At 44.4% G+C, this 16777-nt stretch carries 13 protein-coding genes and 1 pseudogene; 5 read left to right on the plus strand and 9 right to left on the minus strand.

Features of this window, described 5'->3' with window-relative positions:
* A partial coding sequence (locus tag QUA70_RS08490) for a thioredoxin domain-containing protein (RefSeq protein ID WP_333346328.1) occupies positions 1–2017 on the plus strand: 2017 nt, incomplete at its 5' end.
* A 222-nt stretch (positions 2018–2239) separates the two neighbouring features.
* On the opposite strand, the gene QUA70_RS08495 is transcribed toward QUA70_RS08490, so the two are convergent.
* The 4 genes from QUA70_RS08495 to QUA70_RS08510 all read right to left on the minus strand — a co-directional run bounded on the left by QUA70_RS08495 (position 2240) and on the right by QUA70_RS08510 (position 6474).
* Positions 2240–3328, minus strand: a complete 1089-nt coding sequence (locus QUA70_RS08495) for an ABC transporter ATP-binding protein (RefSeq protein ID WP_333326838.1) — start codon at positions 3326–3328, stop codon at positions 2240–2242.
* 220 nt (positions 3329–3548) lie between these two features.
* The gene (locus tag QUA70_RS08500) at positions 3549–4610 is read right to left on the minus strand and encodes a spermidine/putrescine ABC transporter substrate-binding protein (protein WP_333326696.1); all 1062 of its coding nucleotides are present in this window, start codon (positions 4608–4610) and stop codon (positions 3549–3551) included.
* Positions 4611–4661: 51 nt separating this feature from the next.
* Entirely contained in the window at positions 4662–5519 is an 858-nt protein-coding gene (locus QUA70_RS08505; protein ID WP_333326698.1) for an ABC transporter permease, read from the minus strand.
* A 106-nt stretch (positions 5520–5625) separates the two neighbouring features.
* Positions 5626–6474: an ABC transporter permease gene (locus QUA70_RS08510; protein ID WP_333326700.1), complete on the minus strand. Its 849-nt coding sequence runs from the start codon at positions 6472–6474 to the stop codon at positions 5626–5628.
* Positions 6475–6575: 101 nt separating this feature from the next.
* On the opposite strand from QUA70_RS08510, the gene QUA70_RS08515 reads away from it, so the two are divergent.
* On the plus strand, positions 6576–8087 hold the full coding sequence (locus QUA70_RS08515) for an FAD-dependent oxidoreductase (protein ID WP_333346325.1): 1512 nt from the start codon (positions 6576–6578) through the stop codon (positions 8085–8087).
* A gap of 194 nt (positions 8088–8281) precedes the next feature.
* Here the strand turns inward: QUA70_RS08515 and QUA70_RS08520 are convergent, their stop codons facing one another.
* Positions 8282–8695, minus strand: a complete 414-nt coding sequence (locus QUA70_RS08520; protein WP_333346322.1) for a peptide chain release factor 1 — start codon at positions 8693–8695, stop codon at positions 8282–8284.
* Between the two features lie 165 nt (positions 8696–8860).
* Between QUA70_RS08520 and QUA70_RS08525 the strand changes: the two genes are divergently transcribed.
* Positions 8861–9067 (plus strand): hypothetical protein, encoded by a 207-nt coding sequence (locus QUA70_RS08525; RefSeq protein WP_006634408.1) that lies wholly within the window; start codon positions 8861–8863, stop codon positions 9065–9067.
* A 238-nt stretch (positions 9068–9305) separates the two neighbouring features.
* Positions 9306–9728 carry a DUF6335 family protein gene (locus QUA70_RS08530; RefSeq protein ID WP_333346319.1) on the plus strand — a complete coding sequence of 141 codons (423 nt, stop codon included), beginning with the start codon at positions 9306–9308 and terminating at the stop codon, positions 9726–9728.
* 95 nt (positions 9729–9823) lie between these two features.
* On the opposite strand, the pseudogene QUA70_RS28560 reads toward QUA70_RS08530, so the two are convergent.
* Positions 9824–10192: pseudogene (locus tag QUA70_RS28560) on the minus strand (response regulator transcription factor); the annotation flags it as partial.
* 360 nt (positions 10193–10552) lie between these two features.
* On the opposite strand from QUA70_RS28560, the gene QUA70_RS08540 reads away from it, so the two are divergent.
* The gene (locus QUA70_RS08540; protein ID WP_333346317.1) at positions 10553–11254 is read left to right on the plus strand and encodes a DUF4079 domain-containing protein; all 702 of its coding nucleotides are present in this window, start codon (positions 10553–10555) and stop codon (positions 11252–11254) included.
* Between the two features lie 158 nt (positions 11255–11412).
* Here the strand turns inward: QUA70_RS08540 and QUA70_RS08545 are convergent, their stop codons facing one another.
* The 3 genes from QUA70_RS08545 to QUA70_RS08555 all read right to left on the minus strand — a co-directional run bounded on the left by QUA70_RS08545 (position 11413) and on the right by QUA70_RS08555 (position 16571).
* Positions 11413–12291, minus strand: coding sequence for a sugar ABC transporter permease (locus QUA70_RS08545; protein ID WP_333326712.1), 879 nt, complete (start codon positions 12289–12291; stop codon positions 11413–11415).
* A 171-nt stretch (positions 12292–12462) separates the two neighbouring features.
* A complete protein-coding gene (locus tag QUA70_RS08550) occupies positions 12463–13926 on the minus strand; it encodes a CIA30 family protein (RefSeq protein WP_333346315.1) in 1464 nt (487 codons plus the stop codon).
* A 122-nt stretch (positions 13927–14048) separates the two neighbouring features.
* Entirely contained in the window at positions 14049–16571 is a 2523-nt protein-coding gene (locus QUA70_RS08555) for an ATP-binding protein (protein ID WP_333346313.1), read from the minus strand.
* Positions 16572–16777 lie beyond the last annotated feature (206 nt).

The raw sequence follows: 16777 nt of genomic DNA on the forward strand, positions 1-16777 counted from the left end.
GCCTTGGTGCGACGAAGCTTTGGAAGCGGCCCGAAGCGAAAATAAACCGATTTTCCTGTCAATTGGCTACTCTAGCTGCCACTGGTGTACGGTGATGGAAGGGGAAGCATTTTCCGATGGCGCGATCGCCCAATACATGAATTCGCATTTTATACCGATAAAAGTCGATCGCGAAGAACGCCCGGATATCGACAGCATTTATATGCAAACCTTGCAAATGATGACTGGTCAAGGCGGTTGGCCGCTCAACGTTTTTCTCACTCCAGACGAGCGAGTTCCCTTCTACGGAGGCACTTATTTCCCCGTAGAACCGCGCTACGGACGGCCGGGATTTTTAGAAGTTTTGCAAGCAATTCGCCGCTTTTACGACACAGAAAAAGGCAAAGTAGAAGCCTTCAAAGCAGAGATTTTAGGCAACCTCCAACAGACGGCAGCGCTGTCAGGAGTAACCGCCGAATTAAATCGCGAAGTCTTCCAAAAAGGCTTAGAACTCAACACCGGAATTATTGCGGGCAGCAACCCCGGCCCCAGTTTTCCGATGATACCTTATGCTGAGCTAGCACTGCGGGGAACCAGATTTAATTTTGAATCAAAATACGACAGCAAACAAGTCTGCACTCAACGCGGATTAGACTTAGCATTGGGAGGCATTTACGACCACGTAGGAGGCGGATTTCACCGCTATACAGTTGATGCGACTTGGACTGTGCCCCACTTTGAAAAAATGCTCTACGACAACGGTCAAATTGTTGAGTATTTAGCAAATTTGTGGAGCGCGGGAATACAAGAACCCGCTTTTGAAACTGCGATCGCGGGGACAGTAGAATGGTTGAAGCGAGAAATGATTGCGCCAACAGGCTATTTTTATGCTGCACAGGATGCGGACAGCTTTACCACTTCTGAAGAAGTTGAACCGGAAGAAGGAGCATTTTATGTCTGGACTTATGCCGAACTAGAACAACTATTAACTGCTGAGGAATTGGCAGAAATTAAAGCACAGTTTACTGTTAGTCGCAGCGGCAATTTTGAAGGCAAGAATGTATTACAGCGCCGCCATCCAGGAAAACTGAGCGACACGGTAGAAGCGGCTTTGGCTAAACTCTTTCAAGTTCGCTACGGTGGCAATCCCGATACTGTAAAAACCTTTCCGCCAGCCCGCAACAATCAAGAAGCTAAAAACGACAGTTGGTCGGGTAGAATTCCCGCAGTTACTGACACGAAAATGATTGCTGCTTGGAATAGCTTAATGATTTCGGGTTTAGCCCGCGCTGCGGCTGTTTTTGGAAATTTGGAATATCTGGAATTAGCTGTGACAACAGCTAATTTTATTTTAGATAATCAGTGGACGGATGGGCGGTTTCAGCGGTTGAATTATGACGGACAATCTGCTGTAACCGCGCAGTCGGAAGATTATGCTTTGTTTGTGAAAGCTTTGTTGGATTTGCATCAAGCGAGTTTGACTTTAGGCAACGGGGAAGAGGCAAAACAGTTGCCGAATTCTCAGTTTTGGTTGGAGAAAGCTGTGCAGGTGCAAGAAGAGTTTGATGAGTTTTTGTGGAGTGTGGAATTGGGAGGATATTACAATACTGCTAAGGATGCTAGCGGAGATTTGTTGGTGCGGGAACGTAGCTATATAGACAATGCAACTCCGGCGGCGAATGGAATTGCGATCGCCTCTTTGGTTCGTCTCGCACTGCTGGGGCAGAATTTGGAATATCTCGATCGCGCGGAGCAAGGTTTGCAAGCTTTCAGCAGTATTGTACAAGATTCTCCGCAAGCTTGTCCTAGTTTGCTTTCTGCTCTCGATTGGTATCAGCATTCTACCCTAATTCGCACGACTCCCGATCAAATTTCTGGCTTGATTTCCCAGTATTATCCGACTGCTGTCTGTCAGATTGAGGCTGATTTGCCTGAAGGTATTGTCGGGTTAGTTTGCGAATGTTTAACTTGCAAGGAACCTGCGAAAAGTCAAGAGCGACTCTTGGAGGAAATTGTGCAAAGTCAAACGCGAGTTTAGCACCAATACTGTCTATATTATTGAACCGCGAAGACGCCAAGAACGCGAAGGAAGAAGGAGGAAGCTGGAGGAAGAAGTAGATTATCTTCTAGCGGGAAGGAAGTACATCTTCAATCGGCTCCTCAATCTTCTAAAATCTCAACTAAGTTTTCCATTGTCACGTCGCTTGGACTTAGCTTTACTGGTTAGACGGTGCTTGACGACGGTAGCGATAGTTAGATGTCAAAAAATGCAAATACTTTCCGGCGGCACGGCAACTCGAACGCTGTCGCCGACTTGGTGTCGCTGCAAGTCATCTCTGTGCAAGTTTTGTCGGCGAAGGGCGATCGAACTTTTAGCAGTCAACCGCACCGTATAGCGCGTGTCAGTGCCAATATAAATAGCCTCTTCTACTATTCCCGGCCAGGTATTTTCAGCGTCATAATTAGCCGGGTAAATAGCAGCTTTTTCTGGCCGCAACACCAGGGTGACAACTTTCCCAGCGGGCATATCTTCGGCTGTCGCAACTAACACGGGCAACTGCTGGTCAACCAACACGATTATTTGACCGTTTTGCTTTTCTACAACTTGCCCGCTTAAAAAATTGCTATCGCCAATAAAATCAGCAACAAACCGCGTTTTAGGATATTCATAAATATCAACAGGCGTCCCGACTTGTTGCAGTTTTCCTCCATCCATTACTGCAATTCTGTCAGACATAGTTAGCGCTTCTTCTTGATCGTGAGTCACATAAATAAACGTAATTCCCAATTTACGCTGCATTTTTTTTAATTCTAATTGCATCTCTTTACGCAATTTTAAATCCAGCGCTCCTAGGGGTTCATCCAACAGCAAAACAGACGGCTGTTTGACTAATGCTCTTGCTAGCGCTACTCGCTGCTGCTGTCCCCCTGAGAGTTGGCGGGGATAGCGTTTTCCTACCTCGGTTAACTGTACTAATGCTAAGGCTTCAGCAACGCGATCGCGAATTGTTTTCTGAGGCCAATTCTCCATTTCCAACCCAAAAGCGGCATTTTGTGCTACTGTCATGTGCGGAAATAAAGCATAATTTTGAAATACCGTATTTACTGGGCGGTGAAACGGTGGGCGATTTTGCATCGGTTGGCCGTGAATGTAAATTTCGCCCGCTGTGGGAGTTTCAAAACCCGCGATCATTCGCAAGGTTGTAGTTTTGCCGCAGCCGGAAGGGCCGAGTAAAGAAAAGAATTCTCGATCGTAAATTTGCAGGTTGATGTTATCTACAGCTAAAAAATCTTGACTGCGGACACTTTTAAATACTTTGGAAACTTCTAAAACTTCGACAGCGTGCATTGTGTTAGTATGTCTGAGTGATAAAAATCTGAGTTCGAGTTCGGTTAAACTGATATCTTGCACCATTCTCAATTACTGGTTTAGGAACGGGCAAGATGCCCGTTCCACAAGAAATTTATTCTTTGTGGAACAGGCATCTTGCCTGTTTTTGAGAATGGTGCAACTCCAAAACAAGCTAAAAAATTAAGTAAACCAGCCCCGGCAGAAACCTGTTTTATATCTACTTTCCAGCCCCTGCTTTAACTTCCGTCCAAGCTCGATCGTACAATGCAGTTGCTTTGCCGACATCCTGCAATAATTTCATTTTGTCAAACACCTCAGCCGGGGGGTAAATTTGAGGGTTTTTCAAATCGTTCGGGTCGATTAAACCTTGATCGATTGCTGCTTTGTTGGGCAAGCCATAGTGGGTAAAATTAGACACTTTAGCGCCTACTTCTGGCTGCAAAATAAAGTTAATAAATTTCTCCGCTAACTCTTTATGGGGCGCACCTTTGGGAATTGCCATGTTGTCTAAAAAGATAATTGTTCCTTCTTTGGGAATAGCGTAGCGGAGATTAGGATTTTCTTTCATAACTTGGAAAACATCGCCGCTCCATTCCATTGTCAGACTTACTTCTCCTTGATCGAGCAGATTTTGACCAGTATCCGGGACAAAAGCGGCAATGATATTGTTACTTTTAATCAGCAAATCGCGGGCTTTGTTAATTTCTTCGGGGTTGGTTGTATTTGGGTCAAATCCTAAATACATTAAAACTCCTGCAAATGTGTATCTGGCATCGTCTTGCCACGCCACTTTTCCGGTATATTTCGGGTCGAACATCGCCGCCCAACTGTTGATATCCCCCTTGGTGGTTTTCACGTTGTAGCCAATTCCCATCGTTCCCCACTGGTAGGGCAGGGAATATTTATTCCCTGGGTCAAAAGCTTGATTGATAAACTTAGGTTCTAGGTTTTTTTGGTTGGGAATATTGTTTAAATTCAGCGGCTCAATTATATTTTCTGCGATCATGATTTTCACCATGTAATCGGCGGGAAATATTAAGTCGTAACCGGGGTTTCCCTGTTTTAGTTTGGCATAGAGTGCGTCGCTGCTCTCGAAAGTGTCGTATTGAATTTTAACATTATTTTCTTTCTCGAATTGGGCGATCGCTTCTGGGGCGATATAACTTGCATAATTGTAAATGCTGAGGACTTGCTGCTGGTTGCCACCTGTGGGGCTACAGCCGAAAGCCACCGTTGCACTCATCACAAACAAAAGTAGGAAAGTCAGCAGGCGTTTCATAGGTTGTGTTAGTTGCAGATGACAATAATTATGACACAGAAAGCAATTCTTTTAACTTTTCTGAACTTTTAAAGATGATAAAACAAGCAATAAGGAAGCCAACAACATCAAAGTTGAAATGGCATTAATCGCTGGCGTTACTGCAAATTTTATCATGCCGTAAACAAATAGTGGCAGGGTCACTGAACCGACGCCTGTGGTAAAGAATGTCACGACAAAATCGTCCAGCGACAGAGTAAAAGCCAGCAGTGCCGCGCTGAAAATAGCGGGCCAAATTAGAGGGAGAGTGATGCGCCAAAAAGTCCGCCATTCGTTAGCGCCTAAGTCAAAAGCTGCTTGTTCTAATTGAGGATCTAGTTCCGCCAAACGCGCCCTGACAGTAATAGTCACAAAGGAAATATTAAAGACAACATGACCGATAATTACGGTAGGTAAGCCGAGATTGAGGCGAATTCCCGTGAAATTTTCTACGATCCGAAATACTAGGGTAAAGAAAACTAGCAGCGAAATGCCGATCGTAATTTCGGGCATGATAATCGGCAAAAACAGTAAAGCTTCTACTGCTTTGCGCCCGGGGAAATGAAAGCGTTCCAGCGCTAGGGCGATCATTGTACCAAAAACGGTCGCCAGCAAAGTCGAAATAGCTGCAATTAGCAAGCTGTTGTTGAGTGATGTCAAGATTCCGGCGCTGCTACTCGTAGCAATCGTCGTGCCTGCATTGCTAAACAAACTGCGGTACCAGTCAAGGGTAAAGCCACGCCAAACGGCATTGAATCTGGAGGCGTTAAAGGAGTAAATAATTAAGATGAGAATTGGCAAGTAAAGAAAGGCAAATGCTAGTGCAGCTTGTACCCAAAGCCACTTTTTGCCCATCGCACGCACGAGTAAATCTAGTTTTATTTTAGTCATTAGTTAGTAGTCAGTAGTCATTAGTCAGGAGTCAGTAGTCATTAGTCATTAATCATTAGCGCATCTTAACCTAAACGCAGGGTGCAACGATCGTGTATACCTTACCTTATTGAGTTTCGTCAGACACGCGGAAGTAAATTAACACAGGAATCAATATGATTACCGTCAACAGCATAGAAAGCGCCGACCCAAAAGGCCAATCGCGGGCTTTCATAAACTGATTTTGAATCAAATTCCCCACCATAACTGTTTTAGAACCCCCCAATATATCCGGTGTGATGAAAGCGCCCACTGCGGGAACAAAAACTAAAATAGAGCCGGCAACAATGCCGCGACTTGTTAAGGGTAAAAATACGCGCCAAAAAGTGCGGATGTCATTTGCCCCTAAATCGTGAGCGGCTTCTACCAATGAAAAATTGAAGCGTTCTATGCTAGAATATAAAGGCAGAACCATGAAAGGTAAATAGCCGTAAATAAGACCTATCGCCACAGCGAAAGGCGTAAAAAGCAAGTTTAACGGTTCGCTAATAATTTGCAGGCTTTGCAGGGCTGTGTTAACTACTCCTTCGCTACGTAGGAGTATGATCCAGGCGTAGGTTCTAACTAAAAAATTAGTCCAAAATGGAATAATTACCAGCAAAAGCAAAGCATTTCGCCAGCGGGGAGAACGGGTGGCGATGAAAAATGCCAGGGGATAGCCCACTAACAAGCAAGCGGCTGTTGTCAGAAAAGCCAGCCAGAGCGATCGCCCAATGACTCCTAAGAAAAGTCCGCTGAACAAACGCTGGTAGTTGCTGAGAGTAAATATCCAAGTAACACCGCCGTAAGTACCGCGTTCTAAGAAACTGTACAACAGTACAATTAGCACGGGCAAAATGAAGAAAACCATCAGCCATGCGGTAGCGGGAAATAAGAGCAGCAACAGGTTAGTCTGCTGGCGGTTTTTGACACTCATTATTCACTCAAGCGAAATTTAACACATAATTCAACACATTTTATATCAAATCCGCATTTTATGAATTATGTCATCATTAATAAATTATCAAGAGGTACGCAATGTCAGCAGAATCGTCAGCCCCAAAAATAGTCGTCGTCGGTGCAGGATGGGCCGGTTTAGGCGCTACCTATCACCTAGCTCAGCAAGGCTATGACGTAACTTTGTTAGAAGCAGGCCCTTATCCGGGTGGCTTAGTTGCAGGGTGGAAAACCGCCGGCGGGCGTTCCGTAGAAGCTGGGATTCATGGCTTCTGGTATCCCTACCAAAATATCTTTTCCTTGGTCAAGGAATTAGGACTCGCTCCCTTCACGCCTTGGACTCGTTCTTGTCAGTATTCACCGGCAGGATTGGAAGTAGAATCGCCGATTTTTCAGGACGAACCGATCCTTCCCACACCGTTAGGAACATTTCTTTATACCAGATTTAAAAGGCTGCCATTAGTCGATCGGCTTTCAGCCTTGCCCTTACTCTACGCCGTCCTAGATTTCGACAATTCCGACGAAGCTTGGCGCAGGTACGATCGCGTCACAGCCCGCGAACTCTTCAAACAGTTTGGCGTTTCTGCAAGACTGTACCGCGATGCTTTTGAACCGATGTTATTAGTAGGTTTATTTGCACCAGGAGAACAATGTTCTGCCGCCGCAGCTTTGGGAATGCTTTATTATTTCATCTTAGCACACCAACCGGATTTTGATGTAGTTTGGTGTCGCGGAACTGTCGGAGAAAAAATCTTTCGTCCCTGGGTCGAACGCCTGGAAAAACTCGGTGCAAAAGTATTGACACAGCAGCGAGTTACTGACTTAGTAGTTGACACCCACAACCGAGCAACAGGCGTTGTTTGCGGCGAAGAAACCTTCGATGCAGATGCAGTTATTTTTGCAGTTGGCGTCACGGGAATGCAAAAAATTATCAGCAGCAGCCCAGCTTTGCAAAGTCGCCAAGAGTTTCGGGACGCGATGAATTTGGGTGCAGTGGACGTGTTAGCTGTTCGCCTGTGGTTTGACCGAAAAATTGACATCCCGCTGCCTTCTAATGCCTGTTTTGGGTTTAGTTCAACTACAGGTTGGACGTTTTTTGATTTGAATGCTTTGCACGACGAATTTCGAGACGAACCGGGAACAGTTGTCGAAGCTGACTTTTATCACGCAAACCAATTAATTCCCCTAAAAGATGAGGAAATTGTTTCTTTAGTTCAGCGGGATTTAGCGACTTGCCTTCCGGCTTTTCGGGAGGCAAAAGTAATTGATAGCAGCGCGATTCGGCTGTCGCGGGCGGTGACGCATTTTGCCCCGGGCAGTTATCAGTATTTGTTGCCGGCAATAACAAGTTATGATAATGTATTCATGAGCGGCGATTGGGTTGTTACTCGTCACGGTTCTTGGTCGCAGGAAAAGGCTTATGTTACTGGTTTAGAGGCGGCTAATTTGGTAATGTCGCGTTTCGGAATCGGAAACAAAGCGGCAATTATTCCGGTGGAAGCTGACGAACCGCACATTCAAATCGGGAGAAGGATTAATCAGTTTACTCGCAGTTTGACTAAAACATTCATTCCTGATTTTTGGCTGCCCTAAGCAGAAGGAAGAAGGAATTTCTTGTTTTAAGTGGTAAGGTGTGCAATGCACACCTACCTATAGACTAATAACCAATGACCAATGACGACTGATTTTATATTCAAAAAAAATGCAACTTTAGACAAGCTCGAACCAGGAGATTCATCATTCATAGCTAATCTAAAATCTAAAATCTAAAATCTAAAATCGCCTGACTATCGCCAATAAGGCCGACCCTTCCAAAAAACTCCCACCGTAACTCCGATTAGTGCAGCTTGCGATAAACTTGCTAATAAAGGAGGTATGGGCAGGAAGGACTTTAATACCAAACCCAAGAGCACGCACAAAACTAAAACCCACAAACTAATTCGGTTGAGCAAAAATTGTTGTTGCCAATACTCTAAAAAGTACACTGCTAAAGCTCCCATTCCCACAGCAGCAGCAAAAGGTATCAATCTTCCCAGCGGGGAGCTGAACAGAAGCGTCACGACGTTGCGGATTACCTGCGATTGCGTGAAACCCCAGGCTAAAAATAACTCCAATCCAACCACGATGCAGTTGACGAGGGCGGCAATTTGCAGCATTTCTCGCCAAGGTAAAAGCTTTAAGCGCCGAAGAAAATTATTCACGATCGGCAGATTAGGTAGGTTGCTTTGATTTTATAACAGTTTTGCCCTGGCGATCGACCTTTGAGGCCTGTTTGTAAAGTAAAATAAACATAGAGGGCAGTCTCTTGACAAATTAACCCCGAGCATCTGCCTGCTAGTTGTTGGAACCGTGAAAGGAAAAAAGTTATGGTGGAGAACACTGTCGATTGTGCTGTGGCTTGCGTCAATGGCTGCGTTCTGGGTGACAAGTGCCCGAAGCGGGAATACGCAGAAGCAACTTCTAACTTTATTGAAAATACTTCTCTGGATAAAATGCTAGAAATAGCAGAGGAAGCCGTGAGAAGGAAACGGACGGAACCCCCCAAATGGGTAATCCCTGATTTTCCAGAATAGCATTAGCCTCCGAATTAAAAAGCGATCGCCGTTTTGAAAATGGCGATCGCTTTTTGTATTCCCTATGAAATAGCTGAGCCGACTCAATATATTTCCTGGGATAGAAGCTAAAAGCTTAAATAGTAATTATAATATGAATTAATTCTAGCCATAGGCAATTACTAAAAACAATTCAATTAAAGCCAAATTCGGACATTTTTAATTTAATTGAGTTCAAAAACAAACAGGAGCAAGTATCGTGGCCCAGCAAAAGAAAAGCAACGCAAAAACAACAACAGAACGCGATAATTTGGGCGATTTGCCTCAAGAAATTACCGAATCTTACGGTACTGGCGTCATCGATCAACCGGGATTGAGCCAAGACGACATAACAACCCTGCAGGACAGCAGTTCGGACTACTCTTCCACCAGTTCCCAAATCGGCGGCGAGGATGGCGATCCGGCTGCGGAACAAGAAAGTGCCACTGGGGAGCAATCGGTGGGCGGAACCGCGCCTACTCCCGACCTGGATATGGTTGACGAACTGGGAGCCGCTGCGGGCATAGAAATGCCCGATGGCGCTATTTTGAACACAACAAATATGCTTGAACATCGAGATGAAAGTCGCTGGGAATTAGACCCTAGTTCGGCGGAAGATTATCAGGAACGACCGGATTTCTAAGTCTATTTTTTACAAAAAAAAATAGGTAGTATAATAGGAGCGGGTTCACCAGTATCGATACTTTATCTGCCAACTATTTGTAAATCCGCCCCTCATCACTTTTGCTCTCGCAACACGTACCCAACTCCCCGGACAGTAGGCAGCAGGCGTTTGGAGTTACTTGCTTCTAATTTAATCCGTAACGCACGAATATACACTTCAATAATGTTTGACTCGCCCATAAAAGCGTCACCCCAGACTTTTTCTAAAGTTCGCTCGCGGGTAAGGAAATGACGGGGATTTTACCGCCTAACTTCTAACAAATTCAACTCTTTGGCAGTGAGTTCAATTAGTTGATTGCCTCCCTAAACTTCAGGGGTTAAACCGTTCCAAATTAGGTCTTCAAATTATAACTTATCCGGGTCATTTGGTTTAGTTCGGTGCAGAAGTGATTTCACTCTCGCTAGGAGTTCTTTAATGCTGAAAAGCCAGTAACATATAGGCTCAAAGTGATGCAGGGAATTAGTGGCTAACCGGCACTGACATTACCGCCAGCAGTTTTCATTTCCCTGAGAACAAGGTAATTGTAATTGCTTCATTGCGTAATTGAGAAACCTGTAGCTCACCCAACTGACAACTGCTATATCTTCTTATTGCTCAACATCTCCGGTGAATTACCCCTCATAAAGCGTGTTGGTAGTCAGGACTTTAGCCCTCTATATGGGGGTGAATAATCACTATTAGTCCTGACTACAAACTTACTGTGCTTAGATCACCGGGTATGATATTATGTATCGCAAAAACCGGGTTGATGAAGCCAACCCTCCTCAACAAAAAGCTGATCTATGGAATTTAAAGATTTTCTGGCCTTGCTGCATCCTATTTTAGCTGTAGCGATTGTTTTTCCTATGCTTGGTGTTGTTCTCAATATGGCGTGGCAAACTATGCAGCGTCGCAAGCAAATTGCGATCGACACCAAGAGCAAAATTCCACCTGTAGTCGGTCCCGAACACGTCAAAGCAGGTCGAATTCTGTCAGGTTCTGTGGTAGGAGTGACGTTGTTGGGTCTAGCCTACCCAATTTTTGAGCATATTTGGAGCAAGGATGTTTGGAGCAAAAACTCGTTTCAGGTCATTTTCATTGTCCTGATGTTTGTTGCAACTGTCGCCTCTTTGGTCATGCTATATCGAGCTACACCCGCTTTATGGCGCGGCATATTTGCGACCCTAACAGGTACTGGTTTGGTGATTCTTGGCACTCAAGATGGCGTTTATCGGCGAACCAATGAATGGTATTGGTCTCACTACTACATTGGCATCGCCGCTGCGCTAATTATGGTTTTTTCCCTTGCCATCATTGAAGACATTTACAAAGACCGCTCAAATCGCTGGCGCACTATCCATGTCATCTTGAGCTCGATCGCTGTGCTGCTCTTTCTTGGACAGGGAATGACCGGAACCAGGGATTTATTAGAAATTCCTCTGAACTGGCAGAAACCCTATATTTATACCTGTGATTTCACCAATAAGACCTGCCCAAAGCCGTGAGCGATCGCATTACTTCGAGATTCCAGTCTAAAATTAGTATAAATTAGAGCAAGAAACCGGGCTCCTGAATGTAACCAAGTCCTGGTAATCACAGGAATGAGAACGAGAAACCGAGTTTATGATGCCAGGATTGCGTCCGTCATCATCAGTCACCAATCTTAATCATTGCGAGCCAAACCCTGAAGACTAACTTGCAAAATCGACAAACCCAAAATTAGCAAAAACAAAACCAGCCCGATCGTACAAGCATAGCCAATTTCCAAGTCCTTAAAAGCCCGTTCGTAAAGATAATAAACAACAGTCTTAGAACTATTGCGAGGCCCGCCCTGAGTCATAATATAAACTTCTTCAAAAACCTTAGTAGCAGAAATCGCCGAAATTACCGCTACCAAAACTAGATACGGCTTCATCAGCGGCACAGTAATATCCCAGTGCTTTCCCAAACCATCAGAACCATCTATAGCAGCCGCCTCATAAAGTTCTGCCGGAATAGCTTGCAGCCCTGCCAAATAAATCACCATGTAATAACCCAATCCTTTCCAGATAGTAACTGCCATAACGCTAAAGATTGCTAACTTCGGATTAGCCAACCAAGAAACAGGAGGTAAACCCAACAATTCCCCCAACTGATTCAGCAGTCCCGTCTCAGCAAACAGCCACTTCCAAGCAATCCCGGCGACAACCATTGAAATCACCGCCGGCGTGTAGTATGCTGCTCGAAACCAGTTCATCCCCTTAAGTTTTTGGTTGCACAAAATCGCCATTCCCAACGGTAGAACAACCAATACAGGCACAACGCAGGTGAGATACAGCAGCGTATTCGTCAAAGTTTGCCAAAAGGTGCGATCGCCCCACAACCTCTCAAAATTCTTTAAACCCACCCACTGCGGCATTTGAGTTAAATCATATTCGTAGTTGGTAAAACTCAAATAAAAAGCTTGCACCGCCGGCCACAAAACAGTCAAACTCAAAATAAATAAAGCAGGTAGCAAAAACAAATAAGGAGTCAGGTTGCGTCGGGAAAAAGTCACAGACATAAATTAATTAGTAGTTATTAGTTATTAGTTATTGGTGATAACTGGTTCCCAGACTCAGCCTGGGAACCAGTTATTTCTTAGTCTGCGGAGGCAGACTTCGTTTGTGTAGACGCGGTTTCAAGCGCCGAGTAATAAGGGAGTAACAAACTAATCAGCCCCTACAAACAATTGTTATTTAACTCCTGCAAACAAACCCTGCCATTCTCCCGGAGAAGTGGCATTTTCCCCCTCTTTCACCTCAAAAGTAACGTTGCAAGCTTGCGGTTGTTCCAAAGCCTGCACACACAATTCTGCAATATCTTCCCGACTGACTTTGCCCCTAATATTGTCTCCTTGCTCAAATATTAAAGCTTTACCTCCCGGTTCTTCAGTCAAAGCGCAAGGTCTGACAACAGTATAAGGTATGCCGCTCGATCGCACACAATCTTCCCCTTTCAACTTCCAAGTCAAAATCCCCCCCAACATATCATTCATCCTGACAGCAGGCGGTTCTTCTTCCAAGTTAATTCCAGGGCGGCCCGGGCGGGTAACTCCTGCCGAACTCACCATCACAAATCGCGGCAACTTCTGTCCCCCATAAGCTTTAATCGATTCTAACTCCAGTTGAAAAATACCCGGTGTAAATTTCGGGTTGAGCCCGCCGTCATATTCAAACTTGCTCAACATTAACTGAAAAGAAAAAATACTGCTGCCATCAAATTTAGAGCCATCCTTAACAGTTTTCGCGCGGAATACTGGAATTAACTCATCGAAAGGAACGGTGACAGTAATCCAGGTATTGTAAACAGTATCAAACGAATAGCAATAGCCAATTCCATCCCATTTAGCTTCGTTGCGAACAATCAATTTGTAGCGCTTGCCGTCTCCTTTGACGCGCAGGTGGAGGCCGCTAAATCCTGTGAGATTGAGGGGAGTATCGAAGTTGCGGGTACGCACCGAAGCAAAGCCGCCCGAGTTGGCAGTAGAAACATTGCCTGTGAATATAGCTGTATTGTCTGTCAGCCGGATCGAACTTTCGCTAGTGCCACCCATCACGATGTCGTCCAGGGCCCCCCAAGTTTCTTTTAAATCTTGGCTGGGTTTTGTGAAGTCAAAAATTGTTTTGTCGCCTGGTTGAATTAGCTGGCGGCGAACCGCTTGGACTAAATTATTAAGGCCTTTGTATTCGACTATTTCGGGAACATCCACAACTTCCGGCATATAAAATTTGATGCCTTGATAGTATTTTTCCCTGGTTGGGGTGTCTCCTTCTACTGGTTGAACTTTGGTGCCGGTGCAGCAAATAACTGCTTCCACACCCTCGGTTACTAGCGGTGTTAGCGTCTCTGGCAGAGTGATATCTCCTTCGACTAATTCGACATTATTGCCGAGAATTTCTGTTGCTCTTTTGGTATCTCTGACAAGGGCTCGCACTCTAATTCCCCGCTGTTGCAGCCGCTTGACAACTCGCTTCCCGACGCCGCCGGTGGCACCGGCTACCAGTATCAGCTTGGGTTGGTCTTTTTTAGTTTTGCTGCTGCTTCCAAAGAGTTGTTGCAGCCAGCTAATGCTGCCAATGAAGGGAATGACGCCGAAATAAGCCAAGGTTTTGAGAAACCGGCCGGCATCCCATTGGGCGGTTTTTTTTTCAGTCATACTAGCTTCCTCTGAATTGGCTCAAATCTACTTAGCTGCTTTTGTATTTTAATCGAATTTTCGATTTTTGAATTTTGTCGATTTCCTACTTTCGGGATAGCTTCGCTAGCGCGGACTTTTTTTCACTTGACAATGGGTTTAGGATGAGTTTGGCTTAAGGGAATCTCAATAATGAACTCGGTTCCCTCTCCGGGGGCTGAAATGCAAGTCAATTTGCCACCGTGTTGTTCTACCGCAATTTCGTGGCTAATAGCCAAACCTATCCCCGCACCTTTGCCCACCTGTTTGGTGGTAAAAAAAGGCTCAAAAATTTTCTGGCGAACTTTTTCTTCCATGCCCCAACCGTTGTCCTTGATCCGAACTGCTACGGCTTTTTCTCCCGGACAAAGTTCAGTCACAATCCGAATTTGTCCGTACTTAACTGGCTCTTCTTTGTCCCCGCCGTGCGACGATAAATTATTGTTGACAAAAGCATCTTCGAGAGCATCAATTGCATTTGCCAGTACATTCATAAATACTTGGTTGATTTGAACTGCGTAACACTCAACCAAAGGCAAAGAACCATATTCTTTGATGAGATGAATTGCTGGGCGATCGGGCTTCGGTTTTAGTCGGTTGCTCAAAATCAGCAAAGCGCTGTCCAATCCGTCATGAAGGTCAACTGGTTTAATCTCGGCTTCGTCAATTCTCGAAAAGTTTCGCAGCGACTGAACTATCTCGCGGATGCGGTTAGCTCCTACTTTCATTGAACCCACCAACTTCGGTAAGTCTTCCACTATAAACTCTAATTCTACGGCTTCTATTTCTGCCTGAATTTCGGGCGAAGGTGAGGGATAGTGCTGCTCGTAAAGCTGCAATAAATTGATGAGTTTTTGAGTGTATTCGTTGGCATAGCTAAGATTGCCGTAGATGAAGTTAATCGGGTTAGTGACTTCATAAGCTACAGCCGCCACCAACTGTCCTAAACTTGACATTCTTTCGCTTTGCACCAATTGAGTTTGCGCCCGCTGAAGCTCGGACATTGCTGTTTTTAAATTAGCTGTTTTTTCGCGTTCTCTGGCGACTGAGGCTTCTAGTGCTGTATTTAATTTTTCGAGTTTTTCGGCTTGACGCAGCACTATATTAATCATTGCTTTTTTCAGTTCTAATGCAGCGTCTATTTCGCATTGTTTCCAAGGCAATGATTTATACTTCACATTTTCTTGCCACAGAGCGAAGGATTTCCGAGGAGACAGTCGATGACTGCCATCTTCATCTATTTGAACTTTTTTGTTGGGGTTCCCCGCCCAATTTACCGTCTTAATTACTTCCGGTCGAAACCACAAAACGTATATTTTCTGAGTTGGCGATATTGCTATGGCCAAACACCCGCTGGCCGTGTCTTTAAATTCCTCAGCTTCTGGATAGCATTTGGTGAGGGAGTCTGTATAAAAAATTTCTTTCTTTAAATGTTGTTGCACCCACTGTGTTAAGTATTTGAGTGCTTCTCCTTGAGGTGTTTGCCCTACTTGATAGCAATTGTCTCCAAATACTATGACTGCTCCTTGGGCGTTGACTGCTTCTAGCAAATTATGCTGACATTTACCTAACACTTGTGACAAGTTGTCGGAGGTGGATATGTCTTCAAAAATCTTGGTTTGAATGGATTTCAAGTGTAGTTTATAGTCGTAGTCTTCGTTTCCTTCTTTTGATTGCAGTTCTAAGGACATTACTTGCCCGATAAATTCGCAAGCTGCGCGCAATTCATAGTTGAGGTGTTTTGGTGTATAGTTGTGGCACGCAATCAATCCCCACAGTTTTTTGTCTTTGATTAATGAGATTGACATCGAAGCTGCAACTCCCATATTTTGCAGGTATTCTATGTGAATGGGAGAAACGCTTCTCAACACGCTGAAACTCAGGTCTAGGGGCTGGGTGGTAACAGCATTGTTTCCCGAAACAAGGGGGACGGGTTGATAATTAATATCTGGGATTAACCTCAGCCAATTTAACGTATACAGTTGTCTGGCTTGTTTGGGGATATCTGAACTGGGGTAGTTTAATCCTAAGAAAGCACTCAGCATTTCTGCTTTGTCTTCAGCGATCACAGCGCCGTTGCCTTCGTGGTCAAATTGATAGACCATCACTCTATCAAAACCCGATATTTTTCTGACTTCTTCTACAGTTATTTGAGATAATTCTTTGAGATTGTGGGCGCTTTGAATTTTGCTGACAGTGGCTCTCACTGAATGATAAAAACTAAAAACAGAAAGATTTTCTGGGCTTGTGGCTAATTCCAACTCGACCATCAATACTTCTTCTACTCGGTGGAGGATGCAGTCAAATTCTAAATATTTACCTTTGTTTATGACAGAGAGTTTAATGGGATTAACGATTTTTAAGTTTTCATTACACAAACAAAGCTTGAGTTTTTTTAGTTGAACTCGATTGAATAATAAGCTCAAATTTCGACCGATCGCATTTTCCGGATCTAGTCCTAACAAATCTTGGGTATTTTGGCTGACTTGCAGTATTTCTAGTTCTGGTTCTCGTACAACAAGTAGCACTCCGTGTGGCTGAATGTGCCCCGATATATGAATGGGTTCTCTGTCGCAGTTTGTCAAGTCAACTTCTTCGAGTGCGGGAATTGTGATTTGTTGATCCATTTTCTTTGTCTTCCGCTGTAAAATTTCGAGAGGGTTCTATTGATTTGAGATTTGAGAGCAAATTGGCTTTTTCATAATAATCTCATATTGTTCGATCGCCTAACAGCTCGATCCCTTGACGGACACGGAGAATCAATCATCCGATAATTAGCGAATCAAAAATGATTTAGTCTAAAATCAGCCTGCCGTATTTGTTGCTGTTAGAC

The organism is Microcoleus sp. LAD1_D5 (assembly GCF_036702115.1).
GTDB lineage: Bacteria > Cyanobacteriota > Cyanobacteriia > Cyanobacteriales > Microcoleaceae > Microcoleus.

Bases quoted from the DNA above. Each gene is read 5' to 3' on its own strand.
- QUA70_RS08525 (WP_006634408.1), top strand. From the start codon at position 8,861: ATGGTGGAGAACACTGTCGATTGTGCTGTGGCTTGCGTCAATGGCTGC.
- QUA70_RS08540 (WP_333346317.1), top strand. From the start codon at position 10,553: ATGGAATTTAAAGATTTTCTGGCCTTGCTGCATCCTATTTTAGCTGTA.
- QUA70_RS08550 (WP_333346315.1), bottom strand. From the start codon at position 13,926: ATGACTGAAAAAAAAACCGCCCAATGGGATGCCGGCCGGTTTCTCAAA.
- QUA70_RS08505 (WP_333326698.1), bottom strand. From the start codon at position 5,519: ATGACTAAAATAAAACTAGATTTACTCGTGCGTGCGATGGGCAAAAAG.
- QUA70_RS08500 (WP_333326696.1), bottom strand. From the start codon at position 4,610: ATGAAACGCCTGCTGACTTTCCTACTTTTGTTTGTGATGAGTGCAACG.
- QUA70_RS08510 (WP_333326700.1), bottom strand. From the start codon at position 6,474: ATGAGTGTCAAAAACCGCCAGCAGACTAACCTGTTGCTGCTCTTATTT.
- QUA70_RS08495 (WP_333326838.1), bottom strand. From the start codon at position 3,328: ATGCACGCTGTCGAAGTTTTAGAAGTTTCCAAAGTATTTAAAAGTGTC.
- QUA70_RS08545 (WP_333326712.1), bottom strand. From the start codon at position 12,291: ATGTCTGTGACTTTTTCCCGACGCAACCTGACTCCTTATTTGTTTTTG.
- QUA70_RS08515 (WP_333346325.1), top strand. From the start codon at position 6,576: ATGTCAGCAGAATCGTCAGCCCCAAAAATAGTCGTCGTCGGTGCAGGA.
- QUA70_RS08555 (WP_333346313.1), bottom strand. From the start codon at position 16,571: ATGGATCAACAAATCACAATTCCCGCACTCGAAGAAGTTGACTTGACA.